Origin of the sequence: Aeromonas sp. PI_26, assembly GCF_027854445.1 — a bacterium.
Taxonomy (GTDB): Bacteria; Pseudomonadota; Gammaproteobacteria; order Enterobacterales; family Aeromonadaceae; genus Aeromonas; species Aeromonas veronii.
In genome coordinates this window covers 1-22775 of the sequence record NZ_JAJNOE010000001.1, presented here as the reverse complement: position 1 = coordinate 22775, position 22775 = coordinate 1, and the positions used below count along the sequence as shown (strand labels likewise).

The following is a 22775-nucleotide window of genomic DNA, read 5'->3' as shown; positions in this document are numbered from 1 at the left end:
TACGCGGCACCCACCAGCCCACATTTCTCGCATAGCGGCTCTTATACCCCCAGCCGATCGCGCAGGGTGTACCAGGCGGCGCCCGCGGCGGTGAAGGGGATACGGAACAGACGGCCACCCGGGAAGGGGTAGTGCGGCAGTTTGGCAAAGGCATCGAAGCGCTCCGCCTGACCGCTCAGCACTTCCGAGAGCAACTTGCCCGCCAGATGGGTGCAGGTGACGCCGTGGCCGCTGTAGCCCTGCATGTAGTAGATATTGGGGCCGATGCGACCAAACTGCGGCAGCCGCGACAGGGTGAGCAGGAAGTTGCCGGTCCAGGTGTACTCCACCTTGACGTCGGCCAGCTGCGGGAAGGTTTTCAGCATCTTGGGGATGATCAGCCGCTCGATATCCGCCGGATCCCGCGCGCCATAAACCACACCGCCGCCATAGAGCAGCCGGTGATCGCCGGAGGTGCGGTAGTAGTCGAGCAGGTAGTTGCAATCCTCCAGACAGTAGTTCTGTGGCAAGAGTGAACGGGCCCGCTCCTCTCCCAGCACTTCGGTGGCGATCACCTGGGTGCCGCAAGGCATGCTCTTGCTGGCCAGTTCCGGCACCAGATTGCCGAGGTAGGCGTTGCCGGCCACCACGATAAAGCGCGCCTTCACCGCTCCTTTGGCGGTCTTGACCAGCGCCGGCTGACCCGGGGTAATGCTGGTGACGGCGGACTGCTCGAAGATCTGCCCCCCCTGGATGCGGATCGCTTCCGCCTCCCCCAGCGCCAGATTCAGGGGGTGAATATGGCCGCCGCTCTTGTCGAGCAGGGCGCCGACGTAGCGATCGCTCGCGACCACCTCGCGTACCCCCTTGGCATCGAGCAGCTCCAGCTGCTCATTGCCCCACTTCTCCCAGCGCGCCTTCTGCGCCTTGAGCTCGTGGAACTGCTTCTCGGTCTCGGCGGCAAAGACGCCCCCCTCCTGCAGATCGCACTGGATGTTGTAGCGCTTGATCCGCTCGCGGATGATCTGGCCCCCCTCAAACAGCATGGAACCGAGCAGCCTGGCCTGATCCGGCGGGCAGTTCGCTTCTATGGTGTCGATGTCGCGGCTGTAGGAGTTGACGATCTGGCCGCCGTTGCGGCCGCTGGCGCCAAAGCCGACACGGGCTGCCTCCAGCACCACCACCTTGTAGCCCTTCTCCACCAGATGCAGGGCGCTGGAGAGGCCGGTATAACCCGCCCCGATGACACAGACATCGCACTCCAGCAGCTCGGTCAGTGTCGGATAGGGCGCGTGTTTATTGGCGCTGGCTGCGTAGTAACTGTTTACATGTTCGGTCATGATCCCTGTTTCCTTACCGGTTCGGTTGCCAAACTTCTGTCAGGATTAAAAGCTCGCCGGGGTGTGGGCGCTGACGATGCGACAGATCTGCCCCGACGGATTGCTGAAGCTGTGGGGCTCGCCGGTGTCGATCACATAGCTGTCGCCCGCCTCCAGCTGATAATTCTGGCCCGCCACCGTCAGGATCACCGACCCCTCCAGCACGGTGCCGACCTCCTCCCCCTGATGGGTCACCTGACCTCCGGTGTCGGTGCCGGGGGGATAGGTCTCCAGCATAAAGCCGAGCTGGCGGCGGTTGTTGCCGTTGTGCACCAGCTTGAGGGAGACCCCCTGACTGCCCAGCTCGATAAGCTGATCAGCCTTGATCACCACTTCCGGAGTGCGGCTCTCCTCCTCGGCGAAGAAGCGCGACAGCGGCAGGCCGTAGATGGTGAGCAGCTTTTGCAGGGAGGCGACCGAGGGGCTCACCTTGTCCTGCTCGATCATGCAGATGGCGCCGTGGGTCAGGCCGCTCAGCTCGGCCGCCCGCCGCTGTGAGAGCCCCAGCTGATGGCGCACCGCCGCCAGCCGTTCCCCCATGGTGCGCGCCCCGGCGTCAGCCCCACTCAACGGCCGAGCCACGCTCTCCCGGCTCTGCGGCCCGCTCACCGCAAGCCTCCTCTTGCTGCGCTATCTCTGCATCCTTGCATCATCAGCCTCTCCTGCTTGCGCGTGATCGCATCGGATCAAGCGCAGCCTGTTTACCCTGCTGGTTAAAATAGCCAACCAGCTTTCCCTTGCCGTTCACTATGTTACACAGCACAACCGTTCATTATTTTGCACACCTGATTTACCATCTCCCGGTCGCCTGCCCACTTGCAGCCTGCAAGCGAACCGGAAAAAGCGCGCTACACAGCCCATTTTCTAGCATGGCGCCCCCCAGCAATTCAAATATATTTAACACTTGAAAAACATTTCAGCTCAAATTATGGTCTTCCTGTGCTTATTATTTTATACGGCAGCGGCGCAGGAAGGGTCGGCTCACTCCGGCAACCAGCTGCTCTGACCCACACTCGAGGCTTCTCATGTCAGGAACAACATCCCACTCCAGCTTGATCACATCCCGTGCCTATATAGATGGACAGTGGTGCGAGGCCGCCAGCGGCCGCACCTTCGATGTCACCAACCCCGCCAGCGGTGCCGTCATTACCCAGGTGCCCGACATGGATGCCGAGGATACCCGCCGCGCCATCGCGGCCGCCCACGCGGCGCAACCCGCCTGGGCGGCGCTGACCGCCAAGGAGCGCAGCAACAAGCTCTACGCCTGGTTTGCCGCCATCACAGCCCACAGCGACGAGCTGGCACGCATCATGACCTGCGAGCAGGGCAAGCCGCTTGCGGAAGCCAAGGGCGAGGTGGCCTATGGCGCCAGCTTTATCCAGTGGTTCGCCGAGGAGGGCAAGCGCGCCTATGGCCGTACCATCCCGGGCTTTAGTGGCGATCGCCGGCTGGCCACCATCAAGCAGCCGGTCGGGGTGGTCGCCGCCATCACTCCGTGGAACTTCCCGATTGCCATGATCACCCGCAAAGCAGGCCCGGCGCTGGCCGCCGGTTGCACCATCGTCATCAAGCCGGCCGCCGAAACACCGCTCTGCGCACTGGCGCTGGCGGTACTGGCCGAGCAGGCGGGGATCCCCGCCGGGGTCATCAATATCGTCACCAGCCACCAGCCGAGCGCGGTGGGCAACGAGTTGTGCAACAACCCGACTGTGCGCAAGCTCTCCTTCACCGGCTCGACCCGCATCGGCAAGCTGCTGATGCGCCAGTGCGCCGACACCATGAAGCGCCTCTCGCTGGAGCTGGGCGGCAACGCCCCCTTTATCGTCTTTGACGACGCCGATCTCGACGCCGCCGTGGCCGGGGCGCTCGCCTCCAAATACCGCAACGCCGGGCAGACCTGCGTCTGCGCCAACCGCATTCTGGTGCAGGCCAGCGTCTATGACGCCTTCGCCGAGAAGCTGACTGCCGCCGTTGCCGCCTTCAAGGTGGGAGATGGCATGAGTGAAGGCACCCAGATCGGCCCGCTCATCAATCCGGCCGCCGCCAGCAAGGTCGCCGAACTGGTGCAACAATCTGTTGCCGCCGGTGCCGAAGTGCTGCTGGGTGGCGAGCCCCACCCCGCCGGCCCCCTCTTCTACCGCCCCACCATTCTGGGCAAGGTAGCCAAGGACAACCCCATCCTGCAGGAGGAGATCTTCGGCCCGGTCGCGCCGCTGGTGCGTTTCGAGAGCGAAGCCGAGGCCATCGCGCTGGCCAACGATACCCCCTATGGTCTGGCCGCCTACTTCTATGGCCGCGACATCGCCCGGGTATGGCGCGTCGCCGAGCAGCTTGAATACGGCATGGTCGGCATCAACGAGGGGATCATCTCAACCGAATTGGCCCCCTTTGGCGGCATCAAGGAGTCGGGTCTGGGTCGGGAGGGGGCAGCCGAGGGGCTGGAGGAGTATCTGGAGACCAAATACCTCTGCTTTGGCGCCATTCGCTAGGGCAGCAGAGGGCTAAAGCATCGTATTTATCGATGCTTTAGCTGCAATATTCATCGCTTTTACAGATAGATGCAGACGTTCACCCGAGGCGGCAAGGGGCGCAATTTGGCCTGCGCTGCCTCGCAAGAGGGCTTCTGCAACATACACCACACGCAGCCGATCTGGCCCGATGGGCTGTTCGGCGGTAATGGGCGCCAGATCGCCCGCCACATTTTCAGGGAATATCCGGGGCTGTGGCCCCTCAGGGAGGAAAGATGAGTCAGTCAGAATCAAACAAGGCGTGGCAAGCGCGCCGCGAGGCGGCCGTGGTCAACGGTGTTGGCACCCTGCTGCCGGTCTTTATCGACCGCGCGCAAAATGCCGAGCTGTGGGATGTGGAGGGCAACCGCTACATCGACTTTGCCTCCGGCATCGCCGTGCTTAACACCGGCCACAACCACCCGAAAGTGGTGGCGGCGGTGCGCGAGCAGCTGGAAAAATTCAGCCACACCTGCTTTCAGGTCACCCCTTACCCGGGCTATATCGAGCTTGCCGAAAAGCTCAACGCCCTGGTGCCCGGCCCGACCCCGAAACGCACCCTGTTTCTCTCCACCGGCGCCGAGGCGGTCGAGAACGCCATCAAGATTGCCCGCGCCCACACCGGTCGCAGCGGCACCATCGCTTTCAAGGGGGGCTTTCACGGTCGCACCATGATGGGCATGGCGCTCACCGGCAAGGTGGTGCCCTACAAGACCGGCTTTGGCCCCTTCCCGGGCGAGGTCTACCACATCCCCTTCCCCGCCGATTATCTGGGGGTGAGTGAAGAGGATGCCCTGCATGCCCTCGACCTCTGCTTCAGCGCCGACATCGAGCCCTCCCGCGTTGCCGCCATCATTATCGAGCCGGTACAGGGTGAAGGGGGCTTCTATCCCGCCTCCCCGAGCTTTATGCAGAAGCTGCGCAGCATCTGCGATCAGCACGGCATTCTGCTCATCTGCGACGAGATCCAGAGCGGCTTCTGTCGCACCGGCAAGACCTTCGCCACCGAGTATGCCGGCATCGAGCCGGACATCATGACGTTGGCCAAGAGTCTGGCGGGCGGCTTCCCCCTCTCCGCCGTGGTGGGCAAGGCAGAGATCATGAACGCAGCCAAGCCGGGCGGCCTTGGCGGCACCTATGCCGGTTCCCCCATCGCCTGCGCCGCCGCGCTGGCGGTATTGCAGGTGATCGAAGAGGAAAAACTCAACCAGAAAGCACTGGATCAGGGTGAGCAGATCAAGGCGGGGCTGCAACGCATAGCCGAGCGTTTTGACTGCATAGGTCAAATTCGCGGACCCGGTGCCATGGTGGCCATGGAGCTGGTGAAACAGCGCAATGCCGACCAGCCTGATCCCGACCTCACCAAACGTCTGGTGGCCGAGGCGGGCAAACGCGGTCTGGTCCTGCTCTCATGCGGGGTGCGCGCAAATGTCATCCGTTTTCTCGCCCCGCTGACCGCCCCGGCGGCAGTGATTGACGAAGGGATGCAAATCCTTGAAAAATCACTGGAGGCCGCGCTGGCCTGACCAGCAGGAAAGTAACCGCTAACCTGTGCAAAAAAATGCAGTTTTGCCCCCTTTTTTTCTTGTCAAGGGGGCCCTGCAAATGCACAATGCGCCGCCACTGCAAGGACCGGTATTACCACATCTCGCCGGTCCTTTTTTGTACAGTGAACAAACCCATAAACGAGGCCGGATCACCCCCGGAAAAGATAGCGAGATTGGCAGCAATCTCCCGACACCACATTCAGTGAGGAACAACATGGGGCATCTCAATGCTTTCCGACCGGCTCTGCCCGGTGCGCGCCACCCCGGCGCCCTTGATTCCCGGGCCTCTTTCCCGGTTTCGTTGATGGAGTGTGCCGCCCCGGCACCGCGTGAGGAACAGGCATGATGAACGCCCAACCGGTTGGTCTGAAAAAGACCCTGAAACTGTGGCAGGTCGTGGTCATGGGTCTTGCCTACCTCACCCCCATGGCAGTGTTCGACACCTTCGGCATCGTTACCGAGATCACCGAAGGCCATGTCCCTACCGCCTACCTCTTTGCCCTGATCGGCATGCTGTTCACCGCCCTGAGCTACGGCCATCTGGTACGCAAGTTCCCGTCGGCAGGCTCCGCCTATACCTATGCCCAGAAGGTGTTCCACCCCTATGTCGGCTTTATGGTGGGCTGGACCTCCCTGCTCGACTATATGTTCATGCCGATGATCAACATGCTGCTGGCCAAGATCTATCTGCAGGCGCTCTTCCCGAACGTAGAGCCCTGGACCTATATCTTCGGTCTGGCGGCGGTGATGACCGCCCTCAACCTGCGCGGCATCAAGCTGGTGGCCAACTTCAACAGCGTCATCGTCATCATGCAGTTCAGCATCATCGCCGTCTTTATCGGCCTGATCGCCTGGGGCGTGCACAATGGCGAGGGGCTCGGCACCGTGGCCAGCAGCCGTCCCTTCTTCTCCGAGCAGATCAACATCTCGCCGCTGCTGATGGGGGCCTCGATCCTCTGTCTGTCGTTCCTCGGCTTTGATGCCATCAGCACCCTGTCGGAAGAGACCCCTGACGCGGATCGGGTTATCCCCCGCGCCATCGTGCTGACGGCACTGATCGGCGGTGTGCTGTTTGTCACCACCTCCTACTTCCTGCAGCTCTTCTTCCCGGACATCTCCCGCTTCCAGCATCCGGATGCGGTGCTGCCGGAGATCGCCCTCTATGTCGGTGGCAAGCTGTTCCAGGCGGTGGTGCTGGTCTGCACCACAGTGGCGGTACTCGCCTCCGGGCTCGCCTCCCACGCCGGCGTATCGCGCCTGCTCTATGTGATGGGACGGGATCGCGCTCTGCCGAGCCGCTTCTTCTCCTATGTGCATCCGAAGTGGCAGACCCCGGCCTGCAATGTGCTGCTGGTCGGCCTGCTCGCCCTCTCCGCCGTCTCGTTCGATCTGGAGATGGCGCTGGCCCTGATCAACTTCGGCGCGCTGGTGGCCTTCACCTTCGTCAATCTGGCGGTGATTGCCCACTTCTATGTGAAGCTCGGTCGCAACAAGAGTCTCAAGGATCATCTGGTCTATCTGCTGCTGCCGCTCTGTGGCGCCGCCTGCATCGGGGTGCTGTGGCTCAACCTTGAGCCCTCCTCCTTCGAGTTGGGTCTGATCTGGGCTGCGCTCGGTGCCATCTACCTCTTCCTGCGCCTGACGGTGTTCCGCATTCCGCTGCGCACCAGCGAGGAGATGGCGCAATAAGCCAGCCGCGCGGATAAAACGATAAAGGAGCCTGCGGGCTCCTTGTTTTTACTCTGTCATGCTGATTGTTTAGCGCGTTGCTCTCCGTTTTAACGCTTTGCGGTTGCTCTCCTTCACCGCGCTGGCGCTCCCCTGATCTGCTGTGTGTGATGCGGTTATGGCCGCCACCTTTTGATAGCCACGCATGTTTTGCCATTGCGCTTTTTGCTGAAAATGTGACTGATTTCAAATCGGCGCCCACCACTATTGCCCTCCGTGATTTTGATCCGACTCAGTAAACCACTTTTACCAGTCATTTTAATGACTAAATATGCAACTGCTATTTTCTCCCACCAACCCCCTTATTCCCGCCAGCAAAGCCCCCAGGAGGTTGGGCTACAGTCCGGGGAATGGCGGCAAATATGATCAGGATCAATCTTGAGGCGCAATGCGCCCTGCAGGGACAATCAGGACAAATTTCGAACAGCATGAAAATAGTGCGTCGCCCCCCTCTATGCCCCCGTAAAGAGGGGGGCGGCACGGGGTCGGCCACAGGGGGCGAGTGACCACTTACCTTCGCTGCGCTTATGCAAAAAAATGCGATATTGAGCCGATTATTGCTTGTCAAGGGGGAATCCCGAATGCACAATACGCCGCCAATAAAGGACCGATGTTCACTGCGACATCGGTTTTTGTATTTTGAAGAGCAGTGCAAACCCACCACAAGAGGCCGGAAACGTTCCGGAAGTGATACCCGAGATTGCCAACAATCTCCCGACGTTAATGAGGAAAAACATGGGGCGTTTCAATGCTTTCCTGCCGGCTAATACCGGTTTGCGCCTCCCCGGCGCCTTTGATCTGCAGGCCTGCGAATCCACCGCAATCCTGTACTCGTTGCAAGCACGTGCTGCGGCACTGATTGAGGAGAAAGCGTAATGGCATCTCAAGGCGCCAAGCTGCTCAAAACCCTGACCCTGACCCAAGTGATCGTCATGGGTTTGGCCTACCTGACCCCCATGGCTGTATTCGATACCTTCGCCATCGTCGGTGACATCACCGAAGGCCGGGTCGCCACTGCCTATCTGCTGGCCCTCGGCGGCATCCTGCTGACCGCCTTCAGCTACGGCCATCTGGTGCGCAAGTTCCCCTCTGCGGGCTCTGCCTATACCTACGCCCAGAAAGTGTTCAACCCCTACATCGGTTTCATGGTCGGCTGGTCCTCCCTGCTCGACTACATGTTCATGCCGATGATCAACATCCTGCTGGCCAAGATCTACCTGACCGCCATGTTTCCGGGCGTCGAGCCCTGGGTCTTCATCTTCGGTCTGGTGACCGTGATGACCTTCCTCAACCTGCGCGGCATCAATCTGGTAGCCAACTTCAATGGCCTCATCGTGGTGATCCAGCTGGCCATCATCACCCTCTTTATCGGCCTGATGGCGTGGGGCATCTACCACGGCGAAGGGGCTGGCACCCTGATGAGCAGCCGTCCGTTCCACTTCGAGTCAGCACAGCTGGTACCGCTCTTTACCGGTGCGACCATCCTCTGCTTCTCGTTCCTGGGCTTTGACGGTCTGAGCTCCCTCTCCGAAGAGACTCCGAACGCTGGCAAGGTGATCCCCAAGGCGATCGTGCTGACTGCCCTTATCGGCGGCATCATCTTCGTGGTGGTCTCTTACTGCCTGCAGCTCTACTTCCCGAGCCTCGCCCGCTTCCAGCATCCGGATGCGGTATTGCCGGAGATCGCCCTCTACGTTGGCGGCACCTTCTTCCAGTCCGTGGTGCTGGTCTGCACCACGGTCGCGGTACTGGCCTCCGGCATGGCGGCTCACGCCGGTGTGTCACGCATCCTCTACGTGATGGGGCGTGATCGCATGATCCCGGAGCGGGTGTTTGGCTACATCCACCCGAAATATCGTACTCCGGCTATCAACGTGCTGATGGTAGGCGGTCTGGCGCTCTCCGCTGTGTCGTTTGATCTGGATACCGCGCTGGCGCTGGTCAACTTCGGCGCTCTGGTGGCGTTCAGCTTCGTCAACCTGTCGGTGATCGGTCAGTTCTGGGTGCGCGAGAAACGCAACAAGACCCTCAAGGATCACGTCATCTACCTGTTGATGCCGCTGCTCGGCGCCGCCACCATCGGTGCGCTGTGGATCAACCTGGAGCAGAGCTCGCTGGAGCTGGGCCTGATCTGGGCGGGCCTCGGCGCAACCTATCTGTTCCTGCGTCTGGCGGTGTTCCGCATCCCGTTTCGTCAATACGAGGAAGCGGCTGACGCCTGATCCTTTGCGGATAACGGATAGACAGAAGGGGAGCCATGGCTCCCCTTTTTGCTGCCGGTCTGTTGCCGGTCACACGGGCTTGGGCCCGGTCTGCTTACTGCTTATCCAGTACGGCGGTCGCCGCAGCCTTGAGCGGATCGCGAGCGATGGTCTTGGCATCCTGCTCCGCCTTGTGCAGCTGCTGGTTTGCCTTGTCCATCTTCTGCTGCATACCGTTGCCGCTCTCCTTGAGGTCGGCACGCTTCTCGCCCAGCAGGTCGTTGCGGCCTTTTTGCACCTCAGCTTTCACCTTCTCTTTCTCCTGCTTCACCAGCTTGCTGGTATCACAGTTGCCCTTGACCCCCAGAGTGGCATTCACCGCTTCGTTTTTGAGGGCCTTGTCGAGGTTGCAGTCGGTTTTCAACAGGCTGGCCTGTGCCCCTGCCGAAAGCAGCCCCAGCGACAGAGAGAGGATCCATGCACGCATCATCTTGTTTACTCCTGCTTGCCAATAAAGGGGCGCAGTGTAGCGATCACATTCCGGCTGACAAGGCAGCAGTGCTTTCGTCCCCCCTTTTGCCACCCCAGAGCCAACCGGCTCGGTCAGCGCCTGTCGCCGCAGTTCGTCGTCATAAAAACATCATCGAAATGTCACGTTGTCATATTTCTGTCATTAACCACTGATTAAATGCGCGGGTCATCAACAACCCAAGACGGAACGACCGTCTCAAGAGGCTTTATGCAACACCATCACTCCTTGTCACAGCCGCCCGCGACCCGCGCCCTGTTCAACTGGATGAGTGTCATCGTACTGGTCTACCTGATCCTGGTTGCCGTGGGCGCCATCTCCCACGGCTTCAAAGATTTCTCCGGCGGCGCCGAGGGCGCAGCCCAGATCTTCGCCTTTGCCAACAACCCCTTTGTCGCCCTGCTGCTGGGTATTCTCGCTACCGCGCTGGTGCAATCCTCCAGCACCGTCACCTCGGTGATCGTCGGTCTGGTGGCTGGCGGCCTGCCCATCAGCATGGCCATCCCCATGGTGATGGGTGCCAACCTCGGCACCACCATCACCAACACCATCGTCTCCATGGGCCATGTGCGGGATCGCGCCGAGTTCCGCCGCGCCTTCGCCGCCGCCACCGTGCACGACTTTTTCAACCTGCTGGCGGTGTTCATCTTCCTGCCGCTGGAGCTGATGTTCGGTCTGCTGCAACATAGCGCCGAGTGGCTGGCCAACCTGCTGGTAGGCTCCGCCAATATGTCGATGAAGGGCATGGATTTCATGAAGCCGCTGACCGCACCGGCCCAGCAGCTCATTGACAGCGCCGTCGCCTTCCTGCCGGGCAAGGGTGCCGCCATCGCCACTATCGTCATCGGTATCCTGCTGATCCTCGCCTGCGTCACTTATCTCGGCAAAGTGCTGCAACAGGTACTGGTTGGCCGTGCCAAAGAGGTGCTGCACAAGGCGCTGGGCCGTGGCCCGCTGACCGGCATCACCTCAGGTGCGCTGGTGACCATCATGGTGCAGTCCTCCTCCACCACCACCAGCCTGATGATCCCGCTGGCCGGCGGCGGCGTGTTCAGCACCCGTCAGCTCTACCCTTTCACCCTGGGAGCCAATATCGGGACCACCATCACTGCCCTGCTGGCTGCCACCGCCATCAGTGGAGCCGGTGCCCAGCTGGCCCTGACTATCGCGCTGGTCCACGTGCTGTTCAACCTCTTTGCCGTGGTCATCATCTATGGCATCCCCTTCCTGCGCGACCTGCCGGTGCGCGCCGCCGAGGGGCTGGCCCGGGTAGGCAGCGAGAACAAGCTGCTGGCTCTGGGTTATGTAACGGGTCTCTTCTTCGCCCTGCCCGCCCTGATGATGGTGGCCGCCAAGTAAGCGCCGCCGCCATGACAAGGGGCGAGTCACCGACTCGTCCCTTTTTGCGTCCAGCTCGCCGGGCTTTGCCTGCCCGCTCACATCCTCCCGCCCTGTGGCTCGCCATCAGGGGCGGTGCGCGATAAGATGGCGCCCTCATTGCACTTTTTACATTTCATGGAACAGGAAAAACCGATGAAATTCATACTGATCGCGCTGCTCATCGCCGGTGTGGCCTACTACTTCTACTCCAGCAGCAACAACAACAAGAAGCTGGCGGCCGACAACGTGCGGATTGGCGCCGAGTTCCTCGCCAGCAACAAGGACAAACCGCTGGTGACCACCACCGCCTCCGGCCTGCAGTACGAAGTGCTGACCCCGGGCACCGGCACCGTTCACCCCACCGCTACCAGCAAGGTGAAGGTGCACTACGAGGGCAAGCTGCTGGACGGCACCGTCTTTGACAGCTCGGTTGCCCGTGGCGAGCCCATCGAGTTTGGCCTCAATCAGGTGATCGCTGGCTGGACCGAAGGAGTACAGCTGATGGTGGAAGGTGAGAAGACCCGTTTCTACATCCCTGCCAACCTCGCCTACGGCGACCGCGCCGCTGGCAAAATCCCGCCGGGATCACTCCTGATCTTCGACGTGGAGCTGTTGGGTATCCAGTAACCGCGCAGGATGCTCCAGTGGCAATATCCCACTGAGCGCCCGTCCTGATCTTCGACGTGGAGCTGCTGGGTATCCAGTAAGCGCACCATCAGCAACAAGGCCAGCATTATGCTGGCCTTGTTGCTATGGGAGCGTCACTCCCCCTTGGCGATCCCTTCCCGGCGCGGATCCGCTGCGCCAAACCAGCCGCCAGCGTTGCGCTCAACCCCCTGCAGGCCGGAGGTCTGCTCGTTCAGTACCACCTCGTGTCCCCTCGCCTTCAATCCCTCGACCACCGACATGGGGGTGCGTCCCGCTTCCAGCTCGGTGGGGCCGTTGCGGCTGCCAAAATTGGGCAGGTTGATGGCCTGTTGCAGGTTCAGGCCCCAATCCTGAGTGCCGAGCAGGGTCTTGCCCACGTAGTTGATGATGGCGGAGCCCCCCGGCGAGCCCAGCGTCATGGTCAGCTCGCCGCTTGGCTTGTCAAACACCAGCAGGGGTGACATGGATGAGCGGGGCCGCTTGCCCGGCTCCACCCGGTTTGCCACCGGCAGACCGGCGGCATCCACCGAGGTGAAGGAAAAATCGGTGAGCTGGTTGTTGAGCAGGTAGCCGTTGACCATCTGACGCGATCCGAAACCATCCTCGATGGAGCTGGTCATGGAGATGGCCATCCCCGCCTTGTCGACGATCGAGACATGGCTGGTCGAGGGGAGTTCCGGAGTCGCATCCTTGCCGCGTGCCAGCACCAGTGGCGGCGTGCCGGGCTTGGCAATCCCCATGGAGTGCTGACCGACAAGCTTGCCCCGCTCGGCCAGATAGCCCTTGTCCAGCAGCCCCTGCACCGGCACGCTGACAAAATCGCTGTCGGCGACGTACTGGTTGCGATCGGCGAAGGCCAGACGCGCCGCTTCGCTGTAGAGGTGGATAGCCTCGCTGGAGGCAGCCAGTCCCCCCTCCTTCGTAGTGATCGGCTTGAGGGATGCCATATCGCGGCTCTCCAGCATGCCGAAGATCTGGCCGAGCGCCAAGGTGCCGGACGAGGGAGTGGGGAAGCCACAGATCTTGCTCTGGCGATAGTCAAAGCAGAGGCCATCCCGCAGTTTGGCCTGATAGCTGGCCAGATCGGTGGCCGCCAGTACCCCGGGATTGGTGGGATGTTGGCGTACCTTGGCCACCATGGCATCCGCCAGCGGCCCCCGATAGAAGGCATCCGCCCCCTCTGCGGCCAGAGTGCGCAACACCTTGGCCAGCGCCGGGTTGGTCAGCCGGGTGCCTGCCGTTTTGGGGCGACTATCCGCCTGATAGAAGTAGGCTCGCGCCTGCGGATCCCGTGCCAGATAGGGATCCTTGGCCAGCAATGTGGCCAGCCGTGGACTTATCACAAATCCTTGCTCTGCCAGCGTGATGGCAGGCTCGAACAGCGCAGCCCAGGGCAACTTGCCATAACGCTGATGGGCCAGTGCCAGAGCGCGCAGGGTGCCGGGAACGCCGACCGAGCGGCCCCCCACCACCCCGTCATAAAACGCCAGCGGCTTGCCATCTTGCATAAACAGCTGGTCGGTGGCAGCGGCCGGCGCCGTCTCGCGGCCATCCACCGCACTCACCTTGCGGCCATCCCACACCAGCAGCAGCGTTCCGCCACCGATCCCGGAGGATTGCGGCTCCACCAGCGTCAACACCAGCTGCACCGCAATGGCGGCATCGACGGCACTGCCACCGGCCTTGATGATCTGGTAGCCCGCATCCACCGCCAGCGGGTTGGCGGCCGCCACCATGAAGTCATGGCCCTGCCAGCCCTGCTTGTCGGTCCAGCCACTGGCCGCCTCCGGCGCGATCAGGGTCTGGGCTGGCGGGGTGTAGTGAAAGCCGCTGTCACTGGCACAACCGGCCAGCAGGGCAAGGGCGACAGCCAGCCCCAGAGGTTTGCGCAACATGACACTCTCCTTGTCTGTTTTATGACCATGAAGAGGGACTATGTCACGATTGGCGCTGACAGCTCAAGTTATTGAACAAGATCAATATCTTACTCATCTATCAATAATGGCTATCCGCAATAGGTATAAAAAAACCGCCCGAAGGCGGCTTTTACGATGGGATGGCAGAGGCCAAACAGGCGCATGTCCGGTTAGATGGACTGCTCTTCGCCACCCAGGGCGGCAAACAGCGCCGGGATAAACTGGGAGAGCTCGGAGGTCACCAGCGCGAAGTCCGCATCCAGACGGGCGGCCGGATCTTCGCTGGTGACATCGTCGTTCTGCTCGCGCAGCTCTTCGCTGAATTTCAGGCGTTTGATGGAGAGATCATCCCCCAGCACGAAGCTGACGGTCTCGCCCCAGTTGAGGGCCAGCTTGGTCACCAGCTTGTCGTTGGCCAGGTGGTTCTTGATTTCATCCGTCATCAGATCCTGCTGCTTGCAGCGGATGATGCCGCCGTGCTCCATGGCACTGCGCAGCTCGGCTTCGTCTTCCAGAGTGAAGGAGGCTGGCAGATTGCCCTCGTTCAGCCACTCGGTCATGGTGATCTCCGGCGGGTTCTTGAGGGCCACCGGCACCACCGGCAGGGAGCCGATGGATTTGCGCAACAGTGCCAGCAGATCATCCGCCTTCTTGGCAGAACCTGCGTCCACCACCATCAAATTGTCGGCCGGATTGATCCAGGCGAAGGTCTGGCTGGTACGACTGAAGGCACGGGGCAGCAGGGTGTGGAGGATCTCCTCTTTCAGCGCCTCCTTCTCTTTCTTCTTGAGGGCACGTCCCTGTTCGAACTCGATCGCCTCTACCTTCTCGGCCAGCATCTCCTTGACCACGGTACCGGGCAGCATCTTCTCCTCTTTGCGGGCGCAGATGAGGATGTGACCGGAGGCAGAGTGAGTCAGGGTTGAGCCGAATTTGCCAAGGGGCTTGACCCACCCGAAACGGGAGATGTCCTGACTGCCGCAAGGGGTGAAGGCACAGGCTTCCAGCTGGGTTTCCAGCTGATCCACGGTCAGGTCAAAGGGGCGGGTAAAGCGATAAATCTGCAGGTTTTTAAACCACATGGCGTCCTCGGTCTCTAGATTGTCCGGCGGGCATTGTACTAGAGAGGCGCTTTGTGATCAGCCAATCATTCTCGCTAAATAAAGGGCGATCGACCTCACAGGGTCTCATTTATGTCACCAGTTTGTTCATCAAGTTCTCCTAGACTGCGAAAGTAAATTGTTAATAAGGATGAAGGTATGTTGCGGCCCAGTCGCCCGGAAGATATGGAAGAGATCGTCGAAATCTGGTTGCTGGCCTCCCTGCAGGCCCACGATTTCGTCGATGCCTCCTGCTGGTGGCAGGCCCAGGAGGATCTACGTACCCGCTATCTCGATCGCGCCGCCATCTGGGTGTTCGAGGAGCGCGGCGATCTGCTCGGTTTCATGGCGATGGTGGACAACTATCTCGCCGCCCTGTTCGTACGCCCCGACCGTCAGGGCCGCGGCGTCGGCCACGCCCTGCTGCAGGAGGCCAAGCGTCAGGGGGCGTCGCTCCACGCCCGGGTCTTTGTCGAGAATGATCAGGCGGTGCGTTTCTATCGCCGCCACGGCTTTGTCATTGAGGCCGAAGAGTCCGATCCCCTCACCGGCCACCCCCAATACCGGATGTGCTGCGAACCTGCCTGAATCGATGCCAGCCCCCTGTTTTACTTGAAAAAAGCACGGGGCATCCTCATCTTGTCTTCATCGGGTGCCACCGGCACCGTCCCTGCAACCGGGCTGCTTTCCAATGAAAATCCTCCATACCGCCGATTGGCACCTTGGCCATCAACTCCATGGTCATGACCGCCGTTTTGAACACGATGCCTTTCTCGACTGGCTGAGCGACACCCTCAAGGCGCGCGAGATCGACGCCCTGCTGGTAGCGGGCGATCTGTTCGATACCGCCAATCCCCCCGCCAGCGCCTGGCAGCAACTCTACCGTTTTCTGGCGCGGCTGCGCGCCGAGATGCCCCACCTCAACATGGTGCTGATCGGCGGCAACCACGACTCCCCCTCCAAGCTCGATGCCCCCCACGAACTGCTGCGCGCCTTTGACCTGCATCTGGTGGGCAGCATCAGCCGCGACAGTGAGGGCAAGCTCGAGACCGACCGTCTGCTGGTACCGCTGCAAGACCGGGAGGGCAAGATCGCCGCCTGGTGCGCTGCCGTGCCGTTCCTGCGCAGCAGTGATCTGCGGGTGGAACAGCTGGCAGAAGGACAAGACAGGCTGATTGAAGGGGTTCGGCAGGTCTATGCCGAGGTGCTGGCCGAAGGACGGGCTCGCTGCGGGGAGGCGCTGCCGCTCATCGCCATGGGCCACGCCTATCTGGCGGCGGGCCAGCTCTCCGAGCTGTCGGAGCGGCGGGTGCTCGGCGGCAACCAGCACGCCTTGCCCGCCGAACTCTTTGCCGGTGCCGACTACACGGCGCTCGGCCACCTCCATCTGGCCCAGAGCCCGGCCGAGGGGGTGCACTACAGCGGCTCGCCGCTGCCGCTTTCGCTTGCCGAAGCGAACTACAACCATCAGGTGCTGGAAGTGACCTTTGCAGAGGGGAAACTGGCCGGGCTGGAGCGGATCCCGGTGCCCCGAGCAGTGGAGATGATCCGTCTGCCCCAGAGCCCTCTCGACGACGCATTGAAAGCCATCGAGGCACTGACGCTCCCCCCTTGTCCACAAGAAGCACAGCCTTTCCTCGAAGTGCGGCTGCTGCTGCCCAAGCCAGAGGCGCGCATTCGCGAGCGCATTCTCGCTGCCATCGCAGACAAACCGGTGCGTCTGGCCCGCATCAGCACCCAGTATCAGGGCTCGGGGGAAGGGCTGGCCGATGGTCGCGAGCTGCGCAGGCTCGATGAGCTCTCCCCCACCGAGGTGTTTCGCCTCTGCTATCAGCGCCAGTTTGAAGGGGAGCCCGAGGCTGGGCTGGTCGCCTCGTTTGAAGAGATCCTGGAGCAGGTGAAGGAGTCTAACCAATGAAAATCTTGTCTCTGTCTGGTGAGAATCTGGCCAGTCTGACCGGCGCCTTCACCATCGACTTTACCCGCGGGGCACTCGGTGCCGCCGGGCTGTTTGCCATCACCGGCAACACTGGCGCAGGCAAGAGCACATTGCTCGACGCCATTTGTCTCGCCCTCTACGACGAGATGCCGCGCTTTATCGCCAATCGCAAGAACGTGGCCGAAGTGGGCCGCATGGATGACGAGGAGAAACTCAAGGCCAACGACGTGCGCGGCATCCTCAGTCGCGGCCACGCCAGCGGCTTTGCTGAAGTGCAGTTTCGTGGCTGCGATGGTCGCATTTGGCTGGCCCGCTGGGCGGTGCGCCGAGCCCGCAACCGCTCGGAGGGGCGTTTTCAGGCGCAGGAGCGCACCCTGACCGATGTGGAGTCAGGGCAGGTTTTCTCCGGCAGCAAGCGGGAGCTGCAGGATCGCATCGACGAGCTGGTGGGTCTCTCCTGGGAGCAGTTCCGCCGCGCGGTGATCCTGCCGCAAGGGGAGTTTGCCGCCTTCCTCAAATCGGATGCCAACGAGCGCTCCGCCCTGCTCGAACGGATGACCGGCACCGAGCTCTACTCCGCCATCTCCATCCAGACCTATGAACGGGCGCGGGAAGAGCAGCAGAAGCTGGCCACCATCGCCCAGCGCCTCGGCGACGTGGCGCTGATGGACGAGGCCACCCGCGAACAGTGGGTGAGCCAGCAGGTGAGCCTCTCCACCACCCTCAAGCACGAGCAGCAACAGCAGCAGCTGATGCAGGACTTGCGCGACCTCAACAGCCGCATCGCAGCCCAGTTGCAGGGCTGCGCCGAGGGACAGGCGGCACTCGATGCCGCCCTGCAGGCCCACGGCGCCGCGGCCCCCGAGCGCGAGGAGTTTGCCCGTGCCGAACAGGCCCAGGTGGCCCGCGCCGATCACGACGAGCTGGCCCGCCTCACCCTTGAGGTACAGCAGCAGGAGAAAGTGATCGCCGAGCTGGTACCAGAGCTGGCCAAACTCGAGGAGCAGACCCAGCAGAGCGCGCTGACCGAACAGCAGTTGCTGGCGGAGAAGATTGCCGCCGAGCGGGAATGGGGCGCCCTGCAACCCGAACTCAAGCGGGCGCAGGAGCTCGATACCCGCATCCGGGAAAAAATGCAGCAGTTGCAGAAGATCCAGCAGGAGGGGGCGCAGGAGCGAGAAGTGCAGCTCACCCTCGAGCAGGGCTGGCGCGAGCAGAGCAGACAGGTGGAGCTGCTCAAGCAGCAGCACCTGCAGTGGGGGCTTTGGCTCGAAGAGCACAAGGAGCTGGCACCGGTTGCCCGCCAGTGGCAGCCCCTGCTCACCGCCATGCAGGATTGGGCCGAGGATGCCGACAAGCTGCAGCAACTGCTCACCCTGCGGGATCACAAGCTGCGCGCCCTGCAACAGTTGCAGCGCCAGCTGGAGCAAGGCCAGCAAGAGCGCGACTACTGGCAACATGAACAAGCTCGGCTGCAACAGCAACAGAACGAGTTGCAGGAGCAGCAGTGGGAGAGCCGCCTAGCCAAGGCGCAGGAGCAGTGGCAGCAGCAAACCGAACAGCTGGGCCAACTGCGACAGCTGCTGGAGCTGGCCGATTATGGCCGCAACCACGGCGAACAGCATGGCCGCTTGCAGCAGGAGATTGCCCAGCTGGAGCAAGCGCTGGGCAAGCTCGCCACCCTTGGCGAAGAGCTGGCCCCCGCCCGCGAGCGGCTCGCCCTGCAGCGGGATGAAGCGCGCCACGCGCTGGAGCAGTCCCGCGCCATCGCCAGCTTCGAGCAGTATCGCCATATCCTGAGCGATGGCGAACCTTGCCCGCTGTGCGGTTCCGGGGAGCACCCCTACAGCCAGAGCCAGCCACAGGTGGCTGGCATTCTTGGTCAACTGGCGGAACGGACCCGCAGTCTGGAGCTGGAGTGGGAGCGGCTCAACCATCAGTACATTCAGTGCGAGAGCGAGCGTCAGGAGCTGGCCCGCCAGCTGGCGGTGCGTCAGCAACATCTGCCGGAGCTGGAAACCCGCGCCGAGCAGCTGACCCAGCGCTGGCAACAGCTGGGGGGCGATACCCTGCTCGACCATCCGCTGCCGCTGCGCCAGAGCCCCATTGAGTGGAACGAGCTGATGAGCACATTGCTTGGCCGTGGCCAGGCGCTGGAGCTGGGGTTGGCCCAGAGCCAGCAGCAACTGCGTCAGGCCCAGCTTGGTCAGCAACAGCTGCAAGGGGTGCGTCAGCAACTGAGCCAACTGGCTGCCCAGCACCAGCAGTTTGACCAGCAGTGGCAGGAGGCCGATCGCCAGCGCATCGCGCTGGAAGGGGAAGTGAAGGGGATGGGCGAGCAGGAGGCGACCCTGCGCCAGCGCCTTGAGCAAGGCGCCCACCGCCTCGACGAGCAGATGGGCGGCCAACCGTGGCGCCAGTGGCTCGGCAGCCAGCAGTGGCACGAGTGGCAGCGAGCCTGCGAAGCCTGGCTGCACGGCCAGAGCGAGTGGGAGCGGCTGGCCAGCGAGATCGCCAGCCTCACCCCCGCCCTGAGTGCGCAGGAGGCACGCCTGCAGACCCAGCGCGAGCTGCTGCACAAACTCGAGCGGGACTACAAGGAGCACGAACAGCAGCGTCAGGGGCTGCTCACCAGCCGTGCCGCCTGTCTGGGTGGCGAGGAGATCCCGCTGGTCGAGAGCCGCTGGCAGCAACGACTGCAACAACTCGCCAGCGAACTGGAGCTGATGCAAAGCGGCGGCCGTGCTCTGCGGGAGCGGCAGACCGAGCTCAAGACCCGCCTCACCCATGTGGAGCAGGAAAAGCAGACCAGCAGCCGCCGCAAGCGGGAGGTACTAGGGCGCTGGGCAGCCCACGCCACTACCCTCGGCATCGCCGAGTACGACCTGCGCCGTCTGCTCGCCATCAGCCCCGATGAACTCAAGGCTCGCCGCACTGCCCTGCAAGGGTTGGAAGATGCCCTTGGCGAGGCGCGCACCCGCCTTGCCGAGCGACAACGGGCGCTGGCACTGGAGGAGAGCAAGCGGGATCGCTATCGCGAGCACCACCCCGAGCTGGCCGCCCTGCCGGATGCAGAGCTGAGCGAGCAGCTGGTGGCGCTCGATGCCCGCTGCCGCGCCCTTGAAGAGCAGCTGTTCGAGTGCAAGAGCAAGCTGGCACAGGCCGAAGCCGCCGCCCTCAAGGCGGGTAGCCTGCAACAGGAGCTGGCCGCCCAGCAGGCAGTGGCCGACCACTGGCAGCAGCTGTGCGATCTGATCGGGCAAGCCAACGGCGCCAAGTTCCGCACCTTCGCCCAGAGCCTCACCCTCGAGCGTCTGCTGCTGGAGGCCAACGCCCAGCTCGCCGAACTATCACCGCGCTACCGACTGGAGCGAGTACCCGGCACCGATCTGGCGCTGCAAGTGGTGGATCTCGACATGGGGGATGAGGTGCGCTCGGTGGACTCCCTCTCCGGTGGCGAGAGTTTTCTGGTGTCGCTGGCGCTGGCGCTGGCCCTCTCCAGCCTCTCGTCACGGCAGACCCAAGTCGAGTCGCTCTTTATCGACGAGGGGTTTGGCACCCTCGATCCGGACAGTCTGGATCTGGCGCTCGCCAGCCTCGACTCCCTCCAAGCCGCCGGTCGCCAGATCGGGGTCATCTCCCACGTCCAGACGCTGGTGGAGCGGATTGGCGTGCAGATCAGGGTCGAAGCCCTCGGCGGCGGCGAGAGCCGGGTAGTGGTTCCCTGAGAGCCTTCGGCTCAATCACCACTACCATCGGCTAAATCACTACACCGTAAATAACAAGACCCCGCCAATTGGCGGGGTCTTGCTGAGAGGCTATCAACCGAAGCGGTATGCGCCCATATAGAGGCTGCCACCATCCCAGCTCTCGTGCAGCCGGGTGGGCGCCACACCATCGGCGGCCCCCAACGCCACAAAGAGTGGACGCAGATGATCGTCGTGGGGATGAGACTCCACCGCGCCTGGAGCCTGCTGGCGATAGTCGAGCAGCGCCAGACGATCCTCGTCGGCCATCTTCTGCTCCAGCCAGTCGACAAACTGGCTGGCCCACTCCGGCACCGGCGAGCCTTCCGGTGCCAGCGCCCGCAGGTTGTGGGTGATGGCGCCAGAGGCGAGGATGCCAATCCCCTGACTGCGCAGCGCCCCCAATACCTCTCCCAACTGCCACAATTGGGCCGGGGTGAAGCTCGCGGGAATGGAGATCTGCACCAGCGGGATCTCGCTGTTTGGGTCGATCAGGGATAGCGGCGACCAGACCCCGTGATCCAGCTCGCGCCGCACCGGGGTGGCGGTCAGTCCGGCCAGTGCCAGCTGGTCGCTCACCCCTTGTTGCAGCCACTCGGGGCTGCTGGCAGGCCAGCGCATCCGGTAGAGGGGCTCGGGAAAGCCGTAAAAGTCGTACATCAAGGCCGGTTTGGGCTCGACGTTGATCTGTAGCTCGCGGCTGAACCAGTGGGCGGAGATGACCACCAGCCCCTTGAGCTCACCCAGACGCAGGGTTCGCAGAAAGCGGGTGGCGGGTTGCTCACGCAGCACCAGATCCGGTGCGCCGTGAGAGATAAACCAGACGGGGGCGAGGGACATAAAGCGGACTCCAACAAAGTATCAGGGGGCGATACCGGAGGGGATATCGCTGTTGGAATCGATTATCCTCCCACCATGAAAGGTGAACAATCCAGCAAGATAGATAAGCACTATCAACTAATGGTTGATAATTTCACGCCTTCACGACCGGTAAACAGCAATAGATATCAAGGCTGCGGCGCTTCCGGCAGCGGTCGGGCTACGCGAAGCACCATACGGGTCGCTGCACTGTGATCCTGCCACTCTCGCCACGCCAATCCCTCGGCGGCCACCTCCCCTTTCACTTGGAGGGAGAAAATCGCCAGCAGTCGCGCATTATCAGGCCAGTAGCGGGCTGGCAGCGTCTGAACCAGCAGCAGGGCGGCGCCCAGCAAGAGCAGAGCCCATCCGGTTTCATGGCTGTTTTTCATCCCTGCCTCCTTCACCCGTGCGCCAATGAACTAACATTTTTGCGCAAGCCGGTGACAAGACGGTGACAGCGGACGGGTGGTCATTTTACAACATCTGAACCTCAACCCGGCCAAACAACCACAGATGGCAACATTTGTATCCCTTCAGCCCGAACCTGTGGCCGTATGCTCTAAAATGTGACTCACAGGAAAACGTTATCCCTGAAAAGAAAACGTTATCTGGTCAAAACGTTGTTTCTGGATCATAAAAAGATTCCAAAAACTGGTGTATATTGCTCGGCGGAAATTCCTTAACCATGAAGATTGACATGAAAAAGACCAAAATTGTCTGCACCATCGGTCCGAAGACCGAATCCAAAGAAATGCTGGCCAAAATGCTGGACGCCGGCATGAACGTCATGCGCCTGAACTTCTCCCACGGTGACTACGCCGAGCACGGCAGCCGCATCAGCAACCTGCGCGCTGTAATGGCCGAGACCGGCAAGCACGCAGCTATCCTGCTGGACACCAAGGGTCCGGAAATCCGTACCATGAAGCTGGAAGGCGGCAACGACGTCGCGCTGGTCGCTGGCCAGACTTTCACCTTCACCACCGACCAGACCGTGGTTGGCAACAAAGACAAAGTGGCCGTGACCTATGCAGGTTTCGCCAACGATCTGCGCGTCGGCAACCGTATCCTGGTTGATGACGGCCTGATCGGTCTGGACGTTATCGAAATCACCGAGCGCGAAGTTATCTGTAAAGTGCTGAACAACGGTGACCTGGGCGAGAACAAAGGCGTTAACCTGCCGGGCGTCTCCATCAAGCTGCCGGCCCTGGCCGAGAAAGACAAGCGCGACCTGATCTTCGGTTGCGAGCAAGGCGTTGATTTCGTTGCTGCTTCTTTCATCCGCAAGAAAGAAGACGTTCTGGAAATCCGTGAGCAT

The 22775-nt window shown here is 62.0% G+C and carries 18 protein-coding genes; 11 read left to right on the top strand and 7 right to left on the bottom strand.

Features of this window, described 5'->3' with window-relative positions:
- Nucleotides 1–41: 41 nt before the first annotated feature.
- Together LRL22_RS00090 and puuR are read right to left on the bottom strand one after the other, a co-directional pair.
- On the bottom strand, nt 42–1319 hold the full coding sequence (locus LRL22_RS00090) for an NAD(P)/FAD-dependent oxidoreductase (protein ID WP_270904407.1): 1278 nt from the start codon (nt 1317–1319) through the stop codon (nt 42–44).
- Nucleotides 1320–1364: 45 nt separating this feature from the next.
- Nucleotides 1365–1967 (bottom strand): HTH-type transcriptional regulator PuuR, encoded by a 603-nt coding sequence (puuR, locus tag LRL22_RS00085; RefSeq protein WP_270904406.1) that lies wholly within the window; start codon nt 1965–1967, stop codon nt 1365–1367.
- A 416-nt stretch (nt 1968–2383) separates the two neighbouring features.
- On the opposite strand from puuR, the gene LRL22_RS00080 reads away from it, so the two are divergent.
- The 5 genes from LRL22_RS00080 to LRL22_RS00060 all read left to right on the top strand — a co-directional run bounded on the left by LRL22_RS00080 (nt 2384) and on the right by LRL22_RS00060 (nt 9362).
- Nucleotides 2384–3847 (top strand): NAD-dependent succinate-semialdehyde dehydrogenase, encoded by a 1464-nt coding sequence (locus LRL22_RS00080; RefSeq protein WP_270904405.1) that lies wholly within the window; start codon nt 2384–2386, stop codon nt 3845–3847.
- Between the two features lie 254 nt (nt 3848–4101).
- Nucleotides 4102–5391 carry a 4-aminobutyrate--2-oxoglutarate transaminase gene (gene gabT / locus LRL22_RS00075; RefSeq protein ID WP_042033089.1) on the top strand — a complete coding sequence of 430 codons (1290 nt, stop codon included), beginning with the start codon at nt 4102–4104 and terminating at the stop codon, nt 5389–5391.
- Nucleotides 5392–5757: 366 nt separating this feature from the next.
- A complete protein-coding gene (locus LRL22_RS00070; RefSeq protein ID WP_201909952.1) occupies nt 5758–7101 on the top strand; it encodes an APC family permease in 1344 nt (447 codons plus the stop codon).
- A 678-nt stretch (nt 7102–7779) separates the two neighbouring features.
- Entirely contained in the window at nt 7780–8016 is a 237-nt protein-coding gene (locus LRL22_RS00065) for a hypothetical protein (protein WP_133164096.1), read from the top strand.
- The gene (locus tag LRL22_RS00060) at nt 8016–9362 is read left to right on the top strand and encodes an APC family permease (RefSeq protein ID WP_270904404.1); all 1347 of its coding nucleotides are present in this window, start codon (nt 8016–8018) and stop codon (nt 9360–9362) included. Before LRL22_RS00065 ends, LRL22_RS00060 begins: the two co-directional genes overlap by 1 nt.
- A gap of 94 nt (nt 9363–9456) precedes the next feature.
- Here the strand turns inward: LRL22_RS00060 and LRL22_RS00055 are convergent, their stop codons facing one another.
- Nucleotides 9457–9831: a hypothetical protein gene (locus tag LRL22_RS00055; protein WP_005359057.1), complete on the bottom strand. Its 375-nt coding sequence runs from the start codon at nt 9829–9831 to the stop codon at nt 9457–9459.
- A 249-nt stretch (nt 9832–10080) separates the two neighbouring features.
- Here LRL22_RS00055 and LRL22_RS00050 point away from each other — a divergent pair, with 249 nt between their 5' ends.
- Both LRL22_RS00050 and LRL22_RS00045 read left to right on the top strand, forming a co-directional pair.
- A complete protein-coding gene (locus LRL22_RS00050) occupies nt 10081–11229 on the top strand; it encodes a sodium:phosphate symporter (protein WP_005359054.1) in 1149 nt (382 codons plus the stop codon).
- Nucleotides 11230–11403: 174 nt separating this feature from the next.
- Nucleotides 11404–11877: an FKBP-type peptidyl-prolyl cis-trans isomerase gene (locus LRL22_RS00045; RefSeq protein WP_270904403.1), complete on the top strand. Its 474-nt coding sequence runs from the start codon at nt 11404–11406 to the stop codon at nt 11875–11877.
- A 134-nt stretch (nt 11878–12011) separates the two neighbouring features.
- Here the strand turns inward: LRL22_RS00045 and ggt are convergent, their stop codons facing one another.
- On the bottom strand, nt 12012–13793 hold the full coding sequence (gene ggt, locus LRL22_RS00040; RefSeq protein ID WP_270904402.1) for a gamma-glutamyltransferase: 1782 nt from the start codon (nt 13791–13793) through the stop codon (nt 12012–12014).
- Between the two features lie 191 nt (nt 13794–13984).
- Entirely contained in the window at nt 13985–14896 is a 912-nt protein-coding gene (gene rdgC, locus LRL22_RS00035) for a recombination-associated protein RdgC (RefSeq protein WP_005350107.1), read from the bottom strand.
- A 177-nt stretch (nt 14897–15073) separates the two neighbouring features.
- Between rdgC and LRL22_RS00030 the strand changes: the two genes are divergently transcribed.
- The 3 genes from LRL22_RS00030 (at nt 15074) to LRL22_RS00020 (ending at nt 20581) form a co-directional block, all read left to right on the top strand.
- A complete protein-coding gene (locus LRL22_RS00030; RefSeq protein WP_040065867.1) occupies nt 15074–15502 on the top strand; it encodes a GNAT family N-acetyltransferase in 429 nt (142 codons plus the stop codon).
- A gap of 103 nt (nt 15503–15605) precedes the next feature.
- On the top strand, nt 15606–16832 hold the full coding sequence (locus LRL22_RS00025) for an exonuclease SbcCD subunit D C-terminal domain-containing protein (RefSeq protein ID WP_270904401.1): 1227 nt from the start codon (nt 15606–15608) through the stop codon (nt 16830–16832).
- Complete coding sequence (locus LRL22_RS00020) at nt 16829–20581, top strand: AAA family ATPase (protein ID WP_270904400.1); 3753 nt, start codon at nt 16829–16831, stop codon at nt 20579–20581. Before LRL22_RS00025 ends, LRL22_RS00020 begins: the two co-directional genes overlap by 4 nt.
- Before the next feature lie 93 nt (nt 20582–20674).
- Here LRL22_RS00020 and LRL22_RS00015 read toward each other — a convergent pair whose 3' ends face one another.
- Both LRL22_RS00015 and LRL22_RS00010 read right to left on the bottom strand, forming a co-directional pair.
- Nucleotides 20675–21439 (bottom strand): DODA-type extradiol aromatic ring-opening family dioxygenase, encoded by a 765-nt coding sequence (locus tag LRL22_RS00015; RefSeq protein WP_040065863.1) that lies wholly within the window; start codon nt 21437–21439, stop codon nt 20675–20677.
- A gap of 167 nt (nt 21440–21606) precedes the next feature.
- Nucleotides 21607–21849 carry a hypothetical protein gene (locus tag LRL22_RS00010; RefSeq protein ID WP_270904399.1) on the bottom strand — a complete coding sequence of 81 codons (243 nt, stop codon included), beginning with the start codon at nt 21847–21849 and terminating at the stop codon, nt 21607–21609.
- Nucleotides 21850–22157: 308 nt separating this feature from the next.
- On the opposite strand from LRL22_RS00010, the gene LRL22_RS00005 reads away from it, so the two are divergent.
- Nucleotides 22158–22775: pyruvate kinase (locus LRL22_RS00005; protein ID WP_270904398.1), on the top strand; the 618-nt coding region annotated here is incomplete at its 3' end.